This window comes from Fructobacillus ficulneus, from assembly GCF_001047075.2.
In the GTDB taxonomy this organism is placed as follows: domain Bacteria; phylum Bacillota; class Bacilli; order Lactobacillales; family Lactobacillaceae; genus Fructobacillus; species Fructobacillus ficulneus.
This window is the reverse complement of the sequence record NZ_DF968000.1, coordinates 67,195-82,727: the sequence shown is the minus strand read 5'-3', so window position 1 is coordinate 82,727 and position 15,533 is coordinate 67,195. Positions and strand designations below refer to the sequence as shown.

The 15,533-nt window shown below is 43.5% G+C and carries 12 protein-coding genes and 1 tRNA gene; 5 read left to right on the top strand and 8 right to left on the bottom strand.

Translation table 11 applies throughout. The features are described 5' to 3' along the window. Nucleotides 1-3 precede the first annotated feature (3 nt). The 3 genes from sufC to nrdD form a co-directional block, all read right to left on the bottom strand. Nucleotides 4-795, bottom strand: coding sequence for a Fe-S cluster assembly ATPase SufC (sufC, locus tag AOQ29_RS02640; RefSeq protein WP_061992997.1), 792 nt, complete (start codon nucleotides 793-795; stop codon nucleotides 4-6). Nucleotides 796-979: 184 nt separating this feature from the next. Then, nucleotides 980-1,561 carry an anaerobic ribonucleoside-triphosphate reductase activating protein gene (gene nrdG, locus AOQ29_RS02635; protein ID WP_061992996.1) on the bottom strand — a complete coding sequence of 194 codons (582 nt, stop codon included), beginning with the start codon at nucleotides 1,559-1,561 and terminating at the stop codon, nucleotides 980-982. Continuing rightward, a complete protein-coding gene (gene nrdD / locus AOQ29_RS02630; RefSeq protein WP_061992995.1) occupies nucleotides 1,497-3,707 on the bottom strand; it encodes an anaerobic ribonucleoside-triphosphate reductase in 2,211 nt (736 codons plus the stop codon). The genes nrdG and nrdD overlap by 65 nt, the downstream gene beginning before the upstream one ends. 287 nt (nucleotides 3,708-3,994) lie before the next feature. Between nrdD and AOQ29_RS02625 the strand changes: the two genes are divergently transcribed. Further along, nucleotides 3,995-5,437 carry a nicotinate phosphoribosyltransferase gene (locus tag AOQ29_RS02625; RefSeq protein ID WP_061992994.1) on the top strand — a complete coding sequence of 481 codons (1,443 nt, stop codon included), beginning with the start codon at nucleotides 3,995-3,997 and terminating at the stop codon, nucleotides 5,435-5,437. After that, nucleotides 5,434-6,258, top strand: coding sequence for an ammonia-dependent NAD(+) synthetase (nadE, locus tag AOQ29_RS02620; RefSeq protein ID WP_061992993.1), 825 nt, complete (start codon nucleotides 5,434-5,436; stop codon nucleotides 6,256-6,258). The genes AOQ29_RS02625 and nadE overlap by 4 nt, the downstream gene beginning before the upstream one ends. 145 nt (nucleotides 6,259-6,403) lie before the next feature. On the opposite strand, the gene AOQ29_RS02615 is transcribed toward nadE, so the two are convergent. The 3 genes from AOQ29_RS02615 to AOQ29_RS02605 form a co-directional block, all read right to left on the bottom strand. Continuing rightward, nucleotides 6,404-6,477: transfer RNA gene (locus AOQ29_RS02615), tRNA-Lys, on the bottom strand. Nucleotides 6,478-6,558: 81 nt separating this feature from the next. Then, entirely contained in the window at nucleotides 6,559-7,122 is a 564-nt protein-coding gene (rpoE, locus tag AOQ29_RS02610) for a DNA-directed RNA polymerase subunit delta (protein WP_061992992.1), read from the bottom strand. A gap of 25 nt (nucleotides 7,123-7,147) precedes the next feature. Continuing rightward, nucleotides 7,148-7,588, bottom strand: a complete 441-nt coding sequence (locus tag AOQ29_RS02605; RefSeq protein ID WP_061992991.1) for a DUF1934 domain-containing protein — start codon at nucleotides 7,586-7,588, stop codon at nucleotides 7,148-7,150. 80 nt (nucleotides 7,589-7,668) lie between these two features. Between AOQ29_RS02605 and AOQ29_RS02600 the strand changes: the two genes are divergently transcribed. Continuing rightward, nucleotides 7,669-9,015 (top strand): HD domain-containing protein, encoded by a 1,347-nt coding sequence (locus AOQ29_RS02600; RefSeq protein ID WP_061992990.1) that lies wholly within the window; start codon nucleotides 7,669-7,671, stop codon nucleotides 9,013-9,015. A 33-nt stretch (nucleotides 9,016-9,048) separates the two neighbouring features. On the opposite strand, the gene AOQ29_RS02595 is transcribed toward AOQ29_RS02600, so the two are convergent. Next, nucleotides 9,049-9,606 (bottom strand): TetR/AcrR family transcriptional regulator, encoded by a 558-nt coding sequence (locus AOQ29_RS02595; protein WP_061992989.1) that lies wholly within the window; start codon nucleotides 9,604-9,606, stop codon nucleotides 9,049-9,051. A gap of 153 nt (nucleotides 9,607-9,759) precedes the next feature. Between AOQ29_RS02595 and AOQ29_RS02590 the strand changes: the two genes are divergently transcribed. Then, the gene (locus tag AOQ29_RS02590) at nucleotides 9,760-10,605 is read left to right on the top strand and encodes a hypothetical protein (protein ID WP_061992988.1); all 846 of its coding nucleotides are present in this window, start codon (nucleotides 9,760-9,762) and stop codon (nucleotides 10,603-10,605) included. 90 nt (nucleotides 10,606-10,695) lie between these two features. On the opposite strand, the gene AOQ29_RS02585 is transcribed toward AOQ29_RS02590, so the two are convergent. Then, entirely contained in the window at nucleotides 10,696-13,251 is a 2,556-nt protein-coding gene (locus tag AOQ29_RS02585; protein WP_061992987.1) for a M1 family metallopeptidase, read from the bottom strand. Between the two features lie 188 nt (nucleotides 13,252-13,439). Here AOQ29_RS02585 and AOQ29_RS02580 point away from each other — a divergent pair, with 188 nt between their 5' ends. Then, nucleotides 13,440-15,512 carry a cation:proton antiporter gene (locus AOQ29_RS02580; protein WP_061992986.1) on the top strand — a complete coding sequence of 691 codons (2,073 nt, stop codon included), beginning with the start codon at nucleotides 13,440-13,442 and terminating at the stop codon, nucleotides 15,510-15,512. The last annotated feature ends 21 nt before the right edge of the window (nucleotides 15,513-15,533 follow it).

Genomic DNA, 15,533 nt, shown 5'->3' with positions numbered 1-15,533 from the left:
TCCTTAGACCATCAGGTCAGCATCTTCGTCGGTCAAAGCAATATCGAGGCCAAGTTCGTCACGTAAAGCCCGGTAGCCTTCGCCTTCCAAGCGTTTAGCCAGTTCAGGACCACCAGTTTTGACAACCTTACCACCCATCATGACGTGAACAAAGTCCGGCACAATATAGTCTAGTAAGCGTTGATAGTGGGTAATCATCAGTGTCGCAAAGTCATCTGACCGCATACTGTTAACACCCTTTGAAACAACCTTTAGGGCATCGATGTCCAAACCAGAATCAATTTCATCCAAAATAGCGATGTTGGGGTGAATCATCATCATCTGCAAAATTTCATTACGCTTCTTTTCCCCACCAGAAAAGCCTTCGTTCAAATAACGGTTCGCCATTTCATTGCTCATCGATAAGAATTCTCGCTTTTCATCGAGTTCCTTGATAAAGTCCATCAAATTAACCTGGTCATCATCGGCACGACGAGCATTAACGGCTGATCGCATGAATTCAAAATTGGTAATTCCTTGAATTTCAGCGGGATACTGCATGGCCAAAAACAAACCAGCTCGTGCTCGTTCATCGACTGACATTTCAGCCAAGTCTTGGCCATCTAAAATAATCTTTCCCTGCGTTATTTCGTAGGCTGGATGGCCCATAATCGTTTGCGATAAGGTTGATTTCCCCGTCCCGTTAGGGCCCATAATCGCGTGAATTTCGCCTGTATTGACGACTAAGTTAACGCCTTTTAAAATTTCTTTACCTTCAACAGTTACGTGTAAATCAATAATCTCTAATGTCTTCATCTCATATATCCAATCTTAAATAAATAATTATAAAAAACTAATAATTATCTAATAATACTATAAACAAGAATTAAAATAAATAAAAAATGCAGATTCTTTCAGGCTTACCTAGCTGCCAGTCAGAACCTGCATTTTTATCACTTAAGTTAATTCATTTACTGCGTTCTGCTAAAAATACCAGGCGTTAACGGACAAGCTTATCCCAAATCACAACCTCGTCTTGAGCTAATGACTTAGGTACATCAATAATGCGTTGGTTAGCACTTCCGCGGAATTGCAAGGTTAGATCCTTTTCCGCTTCTAAGAATCGTCCATCAACCAAAACATCAATTAATGAAAGTAATTCTAATTTGTCTTCCGTTTCAACTTGTAATTCATCCCAGGTATAACCAGTCCATGACCAAATATCCTTGGTGTGACCAAATTCTTTACGAATCCGACGGCTCAGCTGGATACAAACGTCGGTATTAAGGAAAGGTTCCCCACCTAAGAGGGTCAGTCCCTGGACATAGTCCTTGCTCAAATCTTCAATGATTTGGTCTTCTAATTCTTGTGAATAGGGCTGACCATAGTGGAAGTTTTGGGCAACAACGTTATAGCAGCCGGGGCACATAAACTTACAACCAGAGACATAGAGGCTACAACGCACCCCTTCTCCATCAACGAAGTTGAAGGCCTTATAGTCGGCGATAAAGTTTTGACTAAGCTCGGACGCCTTCCATTCTTTGGGCATCGGATTGTTTGGTTCTTTGATGGTCCGCGACATCGGTAATCATCTCCTTTGTTAAGTGCTTAACTCGTGATGCAATTTCAACGTGACGGCCATGGACCATCGGGCGTTGTTGTGGGTTACCAAGGTAACCACAGGTTCTTTTAACCACGTCACACATTTGTGGATCATGGTTACCACAGTCAGGACAGGCAAAGCCCCGGGCAGTGGCCTCAAAGTCACCTGAGAAACCACACTTGAAACACTTATCGATACAAGTGTTCGTTCCGAGGTAACCGATATGGTCATAGGCCCAATCCCAAACGGCTTCTAAGGCTTGAGGATTTTGTTTCAAGTTTGGGTATTCGCAATAATGGATAAAGCCACCTGAGGCATACTTTGGAAAGACTTCTTCAAAAGCTATCTTGTCAAAGGGCGTTGGGTGCTTCCGGACATCAAAGTGGAAACTGTTGGTATAGTATTCCTTATCAGTGATGTCTTCAATCTTGCCAAACTTATCGATATCAGCTTCACAGAAGGTATCCGTCAATGATTCGGCTGGAGTTGAATAGAGGCTGTAGTGGTAACCACTTTCCTTCTTCCATTCCACACAGTAGTCGCGCATGCGCTTAACGATTTCTTCAGCAAAGTCATGGGCTTCTTGTGAGTCTTCCCAATGAGAGCCATAGAAAGCGGTACATGTTTCATAAAGACCGATATAACCAAGCGAAATTGTTGCTCGACCATCCTTGAATACTTCATCAACACTGTCGGTCGCCTTCAACCGCTTACCAAAGGCCCCATACATATAGAGCAATGGCGCATTTTCTGGAACAGCTTCCTTGGTCCGCTCAATCCGGTATGCCAAGGCTTGGTGAGTCAAGGCCATCTTTTCATCAAAGATTTGCCAGAATTCTTCCTTATTACCAGCAGAGAACAAGGCGATACGTGGCAAGTTAACCGTCACAACCCCAAGGTTCATCCGACCAGAGTTAACTTCCTTACCTTCTTCATCGTGCCAACCTTGCAAGAATGACCGGCATCCCATTGGCGTTTTGAAGCTTCCCGTGATTTCAACAATCTTGTCGTACATCAACAAATCCGGGTACATCCGTTTCGTTGAACATTCCAAAGCCAATTGCTTCAAATCGTAGTTGGGATCGTTAGGAGCGAAGTTCAACCCCTTCTTCATGGTGAAAATCAACTTCGGGAAGATGGCCGTCCGGCCTTCCTTACCCAAACCTTTGATACGGATTTCCAAAATGGCCCGTTGAATTTCGCGTTCGAACCAGTTCGTTCCTAAACCAAAATTAATTGTGGTAAAGGGTGTTTGTCCTTGGGATGAATACAAAGTGTTAATTTCATATTCCAAGGCCTGCATGGCATCATAGATATCTTTTTGGGTCTTTTCTTTAGCATAGGCTTCTTGTTGGTCTTCAGAAACCCACTTTTTAGCTTCAACAATGTGCTTGTCGTAGTTTTTTTGAGCAAAGGGTGCCAATAATTCATCAATTCGGTTAGCAGAACAGCCACCATATTGAGAAGAAGCGACGTTGGCGATAATTTGTGACATCTGAGCCGTGGCCGTTTGAATTGACTTAGGGCTATCAACCCAAGCATTTCCAATCTTGTAACCATTATTCAAAAGGTTATCAAAATCAATCAAACAGCAGTTTGTGGCCGGCGTGACTGGGGAATAGTCCAAGTCGTGCCAGTGGATATCCCCACGCATGTGCGCCTTGGCAACCATTGGTGGGAGCATTTGCATTCCCAATGCCCGACTAGCAGCTCCGGCTTCCAAATCACGCTGGGTATTAAAGACCCGACTATCCTTATTGGCATTTTCATGGACCACATCGGCGTCTTGGTCAAAGAGCTTCTCAATCCGTTTTTGAACGTTGGAGGCGTCAGCGAACTTTTGTTTGTCTTTTTGGTGGTAAGCTTCCAAAGCAGCTACCGCATCCTCTTGACCATGGTTTTCTAAACTAGTGGTCAAAAGTGCCCGAATTTCATCAGTAGTGACCCGACTGTTTTGGTCCAATCTGGTCGCAAGGTCGTCAGCAATCACTTCTGATAAGTCATCTGGCAAATCAAGGTTATCCAAGATATAACTGATTTTATAGCTATAAAATGGCATTTCCTCGCCGCTCTTTTTAACAACAATTAAGTCCGCTAGGCGATTTATTTTCATGATATTTTTCATTCTAAATTACCCTCCTGTTTTTTGTCTTTTTGAGGTGCACTACAAATAGTACAACCTTTTTTAGAATTAGAACAGGTGTTCGTTTGTGAAAAAACGAGGGTAAATTGTTCTCGCTCTTAGAGGCATTAGCGATAAGAAAATTAATTACCATTTGGTTACATTCTTCAGAAATTCGGCAATCAATATTCAACAAAATGTTATGTTACTTTTCTTGTTAATTCCTTTTTAACAATTTCTTCATTCTTAGTATAATAAGGAGTAACCCATTGAAAAAAAAGGACAGGTCTATGTATTCAGATGACTCACTGGTTTTGCATACCGATGCTTACCAAATTAATATGATTTACACCTATTGGAAAAAAGGACTCGATCAAAAGCCCGTGGTTTTCGAAGCCTACTTCCGCAAAATGCCTTTTAACAACGGTTACGTTGTCTATACTGGTTTAGAGCGGTTAGTTAAGGCCCTACAAGGCTTGCACTTTAGTGCCGATGACTTGGCGTACTTGGCCTCATTGGAGACCTATGAACCTGACTTTCTAACATATTTGAAAAACTGGCATCTCACAGCTACCATCCGTTCAGCCTACGAAGGGGAAGTGATGTTTAATCATGAACCCCTTCTTCAGGTTGATGGTCCCTTGGTTGATGCCCAATTATTAGAAACATTATTATTGAACATTATTAATTTTCAAACTCTCATTTCAACTAAGGCTGCCCGGATTGCTTCAGTAACAACTGGGCAACCATTACTCGAGTTTGGAACCCGGCGTGCCCAAGAACTCGATGCCGCCCTTTGGGGAACACGGGCGGCCTTTATCGGTGGTTTCGATGCCACATCAAACGTCCGGGCCGGAAAACTCTTTAATATTCCCATATCCGGAACCCATGCTCACGCCTTAGTTCAAGCCTACCAAAATGATTACGACGCATTCTTGGCTTACGCCCAGACCCATCACGACGTGGTCTTCTTGGTTGACACTTTCGATACCTTAAAGTCTGGCGTCCCAACAGCCATTCGTGTAGCCAAAGAACTTGGCGATCAAATTAACTTCCAGGGAGTTCGAATCGATTCCGGTGATATGGCCTACTTATCAAAGAAGGTTCGAGCTATGCTGGATGAAGCCGGTTTCCAAGATGCCAAAATTTACGCTTCCAACGACCTAGATGAAAACACCATTTTAAATTTGAAAATTCAGGGTGCCAAAATTGATGTCTGGGGTATTGGTACTAAGCTGATTACCGCCTTTGACCAACCCGCCCTGGGTGCCGTTTACAAAATGGTTAGTATTGATGGTCAGGACACGATTAAGCTTTCAAATAACGTCGAAAAAATTTCAACACCTGGTAAAAAGCAAATCTGGCGGATCACAGACAAAAAGGATGGCAAGTCTGAGGGTGATTATCTAACAACCAGCGATGATGATCCCCGCAACCTCGAAACTCTCCATATGTTTGACCCCAACCATCCCGTCATTTCCAAAGATATTCAGGATTTCAAGGCGACTCCAATTCTGCATGACATTTTCGTTGATGGTCAACTCGTCTACGACTTACCAGATATCTTCACCATTAAGGAATATGCCAACAATTCCCTCAATAATCTTTGGGACGAATACAAGCGAATTTTAAATCCCGAAACTTATCCCGTTGATTTGTCCCAAGCCCTTTATGATGGGAAAATGAAATTAATTAACCAAATCCGTAACCAGGTCAAGGAGATGTCCAAATGAGACCCCTACAAGCTAAAATTATCGCCGAACTTCATGTTCAACCCACCATCGACCCCCAAGCCGAAATCCGCCGGTCCATTGACTTCTTGAAACAATACCTGACCCACAGTTCCTACACCGGCTTAGCCATGGCTGTTAGTGGTGGCCAAGATTCGACACTCGCTGGTAAGTTAGGACAAATGGCCATCACCGAACTCCGGGATGAAACAGGGTCAAACGACTATCAATTTGTTGCTATCCGACAACCCTATGGCCGCCAACAAGACGAAGGTGATGCCCAAGACGCTCTGACCTTTATCGCTCCCGACCAGTCTGTGACCACCAATATCCAAGAGGCCACGGATGCTATGGTCACCTCTTTACGGACTGCTGGTTTAGTCGTTGATGACATGAGTCGGGGATCGATCAAACCCAAGATGCGAATGATTGCTCAGTATGCTGTCGCCCGCGAGCACAACGCCGTTGTGATTGGGACCGACCACGGAGCCGAAGCCGTCGCCGGTTTCTTCACCAAGTACGGTGATGGCGGAACCGATATTAACCCCCTTTGGCGACTAAACAAGCGACAGGGACGGGCTTTACTGGAAGCGCTCAATGCACCAACCCACCTCTACGAAAAGACTCCTACAGCCGATTTGGAAGATGACCGTCCACAGCTTCCTGATGAAGTCGCCTTAGGAGTCTCTTACAAGACCATAGACGACTATTTGGAAGGTCGTGAGGTCAATACAACCGATGCCGAAAAAATTGAAGAGATGTACTTAAATACCCAACAAAAACGTCATGAGCCAATCACGGTTTATGATACTTGGTTTTATTAATTTTTAATCTCAGCCAAAAAGGCCCGTTCTAATCTCAATGATTAGACGGGCCTTTTGCTTGTTCCAATTTAAGACAAAGAAAAAAGCAGAATTCCGAAGAATTCTGCTTTATCTGGAAATACCCAAGGTCTCCTGATTAACTCAGTGCTCCCGCTCGGATTCGAACCGAGGACCTTGGGATTAAAAATCCCCTACTCTAACCAACTGAGTTACGGAAGCAATCCTGTGCCTTAGCACATTTATATATATTACTGGAGTTTGGAATAAAAAGCAATACTTTTTACAAGTTTTTTGTAAAGATTACTTTTCAGCATCCCCGTCAGACAAGTCATCTAAGTCGTCTGAACCGGCTAACTCTGTCAAATTGTCTTCGATGGCTTCATCATGTTCTGAATCATCGTCGTCATCGGCATCGTTACCATCACCAGTTTCAGCGTTGTGTCCTTCAAGATCATCAAAGTCATCATCATCTTCAGGATCATCATCGTTGTAATCAATCACATCGTCATCAGCAGAAGCTGAATCAGCAAAGACGTTAACCTTCTTTGAGGCCTTCTTCTTCTTTGGCTTTTCTTCTTCATCATCGATTTCGTGAATTGATTCGTCAATGGCATCAACTGGATACCATGAACGCAAGGCCCATTCATTATTTCCTAGGGAAATAAAAGAACCATCAGTGTTCAAGTCTGTATAAAATTGTGACAGGCGTGAACGGAAACTTTCTGCATCAACTTCCAAAAAGTTTTGAATTGCCGCTACTAAATCAGTAAAGGCCATCGCCTTCTTTTCTTCTGCCAAGATGGCTGTAGCGATTTCGACCAAGGACATTTCTTCCTTGATTTGACCGTTTTCTAAATTTGACATGGCTTTCGTCCTTTCGAGCTTCTAACTAGCTGAGTATACTGGATTTTGGACCAAATTGCAAGGAAACCAGATATTGACCAATAACACTTCCGTTTGCAGAAAGTGAATAGGCCATTTGAATTTGCCCCTCCGCTTTGTTACCAACAACTTGCATATTCAGTTGACTGGTATTCGTTGCCAAAATCATCATCCCTGCCGCTGTCTGGTATGGCTGGTTATCCACCAGACCAATCCGAAAGACAAGGTGGGTCTTAATTGCACTTTTGCGCGTAATCGTCACTTGGTTTTCCTTAAATTTGACCAAGACCTTCGTATCGGGTTGGTCGGGCAGTGATTCTGTGTAGGTTAAATACAAAGACATCCCCCGAGACGTAACCGTTCCGGGTGCTTGGATATCATAGCGCTCATCACCATTGTCCTGAAAAACTTGGGTGGTGACACGTACATCAACATTTTGTTTCATCATTTGCTTAAATTACTCCTATTGCCTGCACAAACTCTCGATTTCCATTATAATAAGAAATAATACGAAGGGAAAGGCCAAATATGACTGAAAAATTAGCTCACGAAAAAGTTCTCCGTGATCCAATCCACCAATTCATTCACATCCAAGACCAATTGATTCTGGATTTGATTAACACGAGCGAATTTCAACGGCTCCGTCGGGTTGAACAACTCGGCGTCACTGCCTTTGTTTTCCACGGCGCCAACCATGACCGGTTCGGTCATTCGGTCGGCGCCTACGAGCTTGCCCGGCGGATTACGGATTACTTTGACCAATATTACCGAAGCCAAACAGCTGATGATGGTTTGTGGAACCCCGAAGAACAGCTAGTCACAGTTGTTGCTGCCCTCCTTCACGATGTCGGCCACGGAGCCTTTTCCCACACCTTTGAGCACCTCTTCAATACTAACCACGAGGCAATGACCCAGGCCATCATTACGGGTGACACCGAAATCAACCAAGTCCTCCAGCAACAAGGACCCGACTTTCCCAATAAGGTCGCAGCCGTCATCGCCAAAACCTATCCTAATCCACAGGTGGTCCAGTTAATTTCTAGCCAACTTGATGTTGATCGAATGGACTACCTGTTGCGAGATGCCTACTATACCGGTGCCGCTTACGGCGAATTCGACATCGACCGCATTATGCGGACGATGAAACCAGGTAAAAATGGTATTACCTTTGACATTTCCGGCATGCACGCCGTCGAAGATTACATCGTTTCTCGTTACCAAATGTACTTACAAGTATACTTTCACCCTGTTTCACGCGGCATGGAAGTCATCTTGGAGCACCTTTTGGGTCGAGTCAAGGAACTCTTAACACTTGGACACCAGTCAAGCGACCTGGTTATCCCTCTTTTAGCTCCTGTCTTTGAGGTTGACCACGAGTTAACGGTGCAAGAATACCTGCGTTTGGATGACAACCTCTTCCTGGCCGCCATTAACAGCTGGCAAGACTATCCAGATCCAATTTTAGCTGACCTCTCCAGCCGTTTTATTAATCGTAAGCCCTTCAAATCAATCCAAATTAACGAACAGTCTGAACCATTTATCGCTGAACTTGAGGATATTGTTAAGGATGCCGGCTTTGACCCTGCCTACTATACCGCTCAAAATGACGCCTATGACTTACCTTATGATGACTATCGGCCAACCGATAAGAAACCCAGAACTCAAATTGACTTTGTCTTGAACGACGGTAGTCACCGCGAACTTTCTGCGGTTTCAGCTCTGGTTGCGGCCATTAAGGGGCGAGCTTCCTTAGACCAGCGATTCTTCTTCCCGAAAGAAATGCTTAACAATGGACCCGATGACCTCTTTTCTCAAGTCCATCAAAATTTCCGCTCACTAATCAAAAACGATACCTTTATTCCAGGTGATCATTAACCACTAACCTCGCTCAAACTTTGAGTGAGGTTTTTATTTTTCATCCGTGTCAACAAGGTGGTGAAGGTGCTTAATCAACTGGTGGGCCATCTCTTCCACTTCGGTCGGACTTGCCTGAAAATCAGTTTTAATCCAATAAGTAATAATATTACTGATTCCTCCCGCACCGAAATAGTAAATCAGCTGGTTCTGGTCATTATCGGACAAATGAACCAAACTTTGGTCCCGGTATTCAAGGATTGAACTTTGAACCAAATAAAGCTTATGATTATCGCGCAAAACCCGCAAAAATTTCTGATAGGGCTTAAAGAAGTAAAAAATATGACGGATTAATTCCTCAAAGTCATCGGCATCCACTTGGGCATCTTGGTACAGTTTAATGACTAGCTGGTTGATTTTATTGACTAAAAGATCATCAATGGATTGATAGTGCCGATAGAATGTCCGCCTGGCCACCCCGGCTTCCTGGGTCAAGGCACTAATTGTAATTTGATCATAAGGCGTCGTCGCCATTAAATTCGTCAATCCTTGCCACAACAATTCAACGGTTTGGTTAACCTGTTGTTGGCGTTTAACTGGTGTATCTGCCATATTCATTCCTCATCTGTGACATTTGCTAACCATATCTGTCATAGTTTTTCCAAATTTGTGCCACTTGCTGGATTTCCCTTGTTTCTTTTGTTCTGTTAACAGTATAATACAGGTATGGAAAAGTCACAAACGTGACATTTAAGGAGAATCATTATGGATAACTTTAAAATTACTTTTACCGTTGACGGTCAGCAAGTACCAGAAGCAAAAATTTACGAAATGGAACTGAGCCGTTACCACAAGGTCTTTACCGACTTTAACGAAAAGGCCATCCCCCTCAAACTAAACGGGAGAATAATCGAATTAGCAGATGCCCTCCAATTATCATTGGAAGACGCTCGCGAAGCCCTGGCCCAAACCAAGGAAGAAATTGGTAAGGAAGGTATGCTCACTTACTACAGCCAGGAAATCGATAATGCCGACCAAATGTGGACCGACATTGCCAAGAACTCTCATGGCCCCATGCAACAAGCCATCGTTGAAGTTGAAACGGAAAACATTTCATTAATCCAATTCATGCTCTTCAACCAATCATTAGCTAAAGAAAACAACCTCTACTTGCCTTCTAAGATTCATCCGGAACACTACTACTTCGAAGCCGGTAAGGGTGGTACTCAAACCATTGTTGAAACTTTCGGCATGTACAAAGACCCTTCCTACCTTCACTTGGTTCCTGGTGACCACGTCACGAAGCCAATCAAGGTTGATGGTGATACCTCAATGGTGATGTTAGGTCAGACTTTGTTAATGCACGGATTGAAGGACACCAAGATTATTGGAATGCACCAATTGAAGGACAAGCCTAACGGTATGAAGGTAAAGCTGGGAGTCTTCCTCCCTTCCGATGCGCCTGAAGAAATTATCGAGGGTCACAAATGGCACCTGATGGTCGAATTCAACAACGGACTTCACATCGCTGCTGGCAAACACCCTAACTGGTTACAAAAGCAGATCTTAGGCGCTGCTATTAAGAAAATGGCTAAAAAGAGCCAAGCTTAATTAGCGCTATTTCAAACTTTACCTAGCAACACAAAAACCCAGAACAGAATTGTTCTGGGTTTTTCATTTGCCATTTAAGACTAAAATTTTTTAAACGTTTTTAGCTAACATTGCCAAAGCGCTGTCAACAGCAGCCTTTTGCGCTTGAATTGTCAAAACTCGACTAGCAATAATTGCTTGGTCAATCACGATTTCACGGGCCAACCCTGGTTGGTCCAACTTTGGTGTAAAGAAGGCTGTAAATTCAGCTAACTTTTCTTGGGTGTTAAAGATTCGTGAGATAACCGTCACATAGCTTGAGAAGGACATGTCACCACCAAGACGGTCTTCCAACCAGTCCCAGTTTTCTTGGACCCAAGTCCAAGCCAAGTCTTGACCCTTGTCATTACCAAGAACACCTTGGAACCAGCCACGCAAGTCTTGTGGCTTAATCACATCAGCATTTTGGTAGTTAGCAACAATGGTTTCCAACTGAGCAACTTCTGGCGCTGTCACCAAGGCTGCTTCCAAGTCTGACTTCAAAGCGGCGTTGGCAGTTTCTTGGTAAGTTGCCAAGAACTGGTCAAACTTTTCAGCTGAGTTGAAGTTTTGAATTTCATTCTTCAAAATTACAGCACGACCATTAGCTGGTAACTGAGTTACGTCGCCATCAGCGTCTTCAAAGGTTGCATGAGCTTGAGCCAACAAATCTTCATTCTTGGCGTACAAGGCTGCTGACAACACTAATGGGCGAGCCAATTCATCATCAACGTTTTCATTTGCTTGCTTATCGAAGCCAAGACGGGCGAATTGATCAGCTGACAAAGCCTTAACAACTGTCTTCAAGTTCTTACCTAAGTCAGAACCGTCAGTCGCAAATTCCTTAATTTGACCAACAACTTGGTAAATCAATGATTGAACCAAAGCAGATGTTGATTCAGCCAACTTTGGCAAAACCCAAAGCAAGTCAGCGTATGAGCCTTGACCCGCTTGGGCCAAAAGCAAACCATTTTGCAAGAATTGAGCTTGGCTAATCGCATCGGCATCTGCCAAAGCTTCCACTTGTTCAGCCAACAATGTGTCATCGTATTGGACGATATAGTGACCAGTGTTACCCACGTTCAAAGTGAATGGACCATCACTTTCAGCTTGCAAGGTAGCATAGTCGCCTAAGTCCATGCTTGCTTCAGTCAACAAGGCTGGAGCAGAGGCGGCTGAGGCAGCCAAAGGCACTTGCCACAAGCGTGAGTCTGCATTTTCAACGGCGGACTTGTCACCACCAAAGTAGAATGGCTTTTGAGAAACCTTAACGCGACCATCTTCAACAGTCACTGACAAAACTGGGTACCCTGGTTGTTCCAACCATGAGTGCATGATTTCGCCAACGTTCTTACCTGAGGCTTCACCGAAGGCAGCCCACAAGTCATCCCCAGTAGCATTGCTATACTGCTTCTTAGCAAAGTAAGCCTTCAAACCATTACGCATGGCTTCATCACCAATCAAGGCGCGAACCATGACCAACAAGTGACCACCCTTGGCATAAACAATCGCTGGATCGAAGAGGGCATCGATTTCTTCTGGGTGTTGCACTTCAACGTGAACAGGTTGAACACCCAAGATGGCATCACGTTGCAAAGCCTTTTGAACTTCAGCAGCGTTAAAGGATTCCCAAATGTGCCAGTCTGGTTCCAAGTGGTCCATTGCCAAGTATTCCATCATGTTGGCAAACGATTCATTCAACCACAATTCATCCCACCACTTCATAGTAACCAAGTCACCGAACCATTGGTGAGCCAATTCATGAGCAACGATGGTAGCCACGTATTGCTTAGTGGCCATTGATGAGTTCTTTGGATCAACTAAGAGGCAGGCTTCACGATAAGTAACAAGGCCCCAGTTTTCCATCGCCCCAGCTGAAAAGTCAGGCAAAGCCAATTGCCATGAATGTGGCAATGGATATGGTGTTTGATAAAAGTCTTCGTAGAATTCAATTGCCCGCTTGGCAATGTCTAAAGCAAAGTCCAAGTTGTCAGCTGGGTGAGCCTTGGTAGCAAAAACCCCAATTTCAACACCGCTAGTTGTTTTAGTTTTCTTATCTTGCAAGTCACCAAAGGCAAAGGCAACCAAGTAAGTTGACATCTTAACTGTTTGGTCAAAGTAGTGCACGCCTTCTTCAACCTTAGTTTCAGGCATGTTGGCAATGGCCATTTCACCAGGCATTTCATCAAACTTCAAAGCCAACGAGAAAGTTGCTTTGGCTTCTGGTTCATCAACACTTGGGAAAGCTTGACGAGCAAAGTATGTTTCAAACTGTGTACTAACAACTTGCTTAGGTTGGCCATCAACCTTGTAGTATGAAGGGTAAATCCCATTCATATTATCAGTCAATGGGGCGTGGTAAGTCACTTCGACCGTGATTTCACCAGCTTGGTCAGCCTTAAAGGCCACTTGGTCTTGGTCATTTTTCATTGTAAAATCAACAGCTTGACCGTTAACCTTCAAAGTTTCAACCACCAAGTCGTGTTGGTGCAAAGCTAAGTCGGTTGTCGTTACGTGCCCATGAATTGTAGTTTTTCCAACGATCAACTTATTTTCGCGGGAAACATCCAAAAATAAGTCATAATGGTCGGGTTGAAAAGTTTCATATAAACGTTGAATTGAAGCCATGAGGCACCTACCTTTTATTAAAATTTAATTAATTTATAATTAACAACAGAATAATTATAACTAAAAAGTTAACAAAAAGATAGTGAAAGCCATTCTAGTTCAGAACTTGCCACCTACTTTTGAAAGCTCTATAATTATTAGGAATAGAATCTATTTAAATCCTACTAAATTATGAGAAAGAGAAATCAATGTCGATCTTACTATCCATCGCCTTATTAATCGGGGCAGTCGTGACAGCCAATATCATTCAGCCCTTTTTCAAGCGAATTCCTGAAGCCATTATTTTAATTACCATCGGCCTGCTTTTTTCCCTATTTCCAATCTTTTACAACTATAAAATCAATCCTGAATTTTTCATGTTCTTAATTATCGCTCCCATCATGTTTCAAGAGGGCCAAAGCCATCCTTACAACATGATTCGTAAGAACAGTAAAACAATCATTCAGCTATCCGTCTTTTTGTCACTCTTCACTGTCGTTTTGGTCGCCCTCGTCAGTTCCAATTTTCAAACACGGTGGCCTCTCGCCTTAACTGTTGCCCTTGCAGCCATCGTTGTCCCAACCGATACCGTTGCCGTCTCTTCAATGACTCAGGGCCTCGCTATGCCGAAAAAGCTTAACCAATCCCTAGAACTAGAGTCATTATTTAATGATGCAACCGGCTTGGTTTTGTTAGACTTAGCCTTAACTTTTTTCACAAAGGGGTCGCTCTCACCTATTGAGGGTGTTGGCTACTTCCTTTTTGTTGCTCTTGGTGGGCTAGCAATTGGAGCCGTTTTATCTTACCTACTAGTCGCCTTACGCCTCTACTTAAATTTCCATGTCTCTTCTCCCCAAGCAACAACCATCCCTCTCAACCTCTTAACACCTTTTGTTATCTACATCGCCGCTGAGCATTTGGGTACTTCCGGCATCTTAGCCGTCGTAGCAGCCGGAATGGTTCATAATTGGGAAAAATCAAAACTTCAGTTAATTTCAACTGAAAGCCAAATTGTCACAGCTACTATTTGGAAAACAATCACGACGCTTTTAAATGGTATTGTCTTTGTTATTTTAGGTTTAGCATTACCAAGAATTTTCAACATGATGGTTTCATTTGGCTGGGTTCTCTCAACTACCCTCGCTACACTTGCCCTAGCGATTTATTTAGCCATGTTTTTGGGTCGCTTTCTCTGGGTCACAATGCGCCGGGATGATCATACTACCGACTTCTTTGGTCGCCACCATAGTTCCGACCGGCAGAAGCGAGCTCGAATTTTTGGTTTAGCCGGGGTTCACGGTGCCGTTACTCTTTCTTTGGCCATGTCCTTACCCACTAAGATACACGGGCATGCCTTTCCTTTCCTAAACCAAATTCAAGTTGTTGCGACTTTGGTGATTTTAATTTCTATCCTAGTTGCCAGTGTAGCCTTACCACTAGTTCTGGAAAAGGAAACTGCCGAATTTTCTGAGGCTGACTTGGTCACTACTCGTACATTAATGATTGATTCCGCAATCTTAAAAATTGATCAACAAGATTTCGATTCAAATCTGAAGAAGGCCCTGAGCCAAACGCTCCAGACCCAAAAAATTACTGGGGGCCATCGGTTGGACAGAAATGACTTTTCCAATGATTTTCTGCCTTTAGTTAGCACCATTGTTGATGAGCTGAATGCATACCTGGAAAGTGATCAGATTCAAGAACGGTATTCTGAAACAACTATTGCCATCTACAGTAAAATCATTCAACGTGGTTTGACTAACCCTGCTACTAAACGCCACCCATTCATGAATTTAAATCGACAATTACGCCACCGAGCTCGTGAAATTCGGTTTCATTTTAAGACAAAAACCTTCACTCGTAAGCAACGCGAACGCTACCAAGAAAGCTATCTCAGCCAACATCCCGAGCAGAGAAAGCAAATCAGTTCTTTCCGGGATAACCGTCAAGCCGTCTGGGCCTTAAACAAAGAAGTGCAGACATACGCAGATCACTTACTAGCAACTCACCTGGCGGATGAAATGATTCATCACGCCGACACCAAAAATGTTGATCGTATCCGTCATCTTTTAGACCGGTTCTTCGACCTCGTCGCCCACGACTACCAACGAGTCGATGTTAGCGTTCCTTCGGCTTTGTATATCCAAGCCTTTGGTTTTGAATATAACTTTGTCTCCAACCAACTAGTACAAAAGAAAATCAATTCCGCCTTAGCTAACCAGCTTTACCATGAAATTAATCAGGCTCAAACCTTACAATTAATGGATATTACCACTGAATAAAACAAAAAATACCGGTCAACA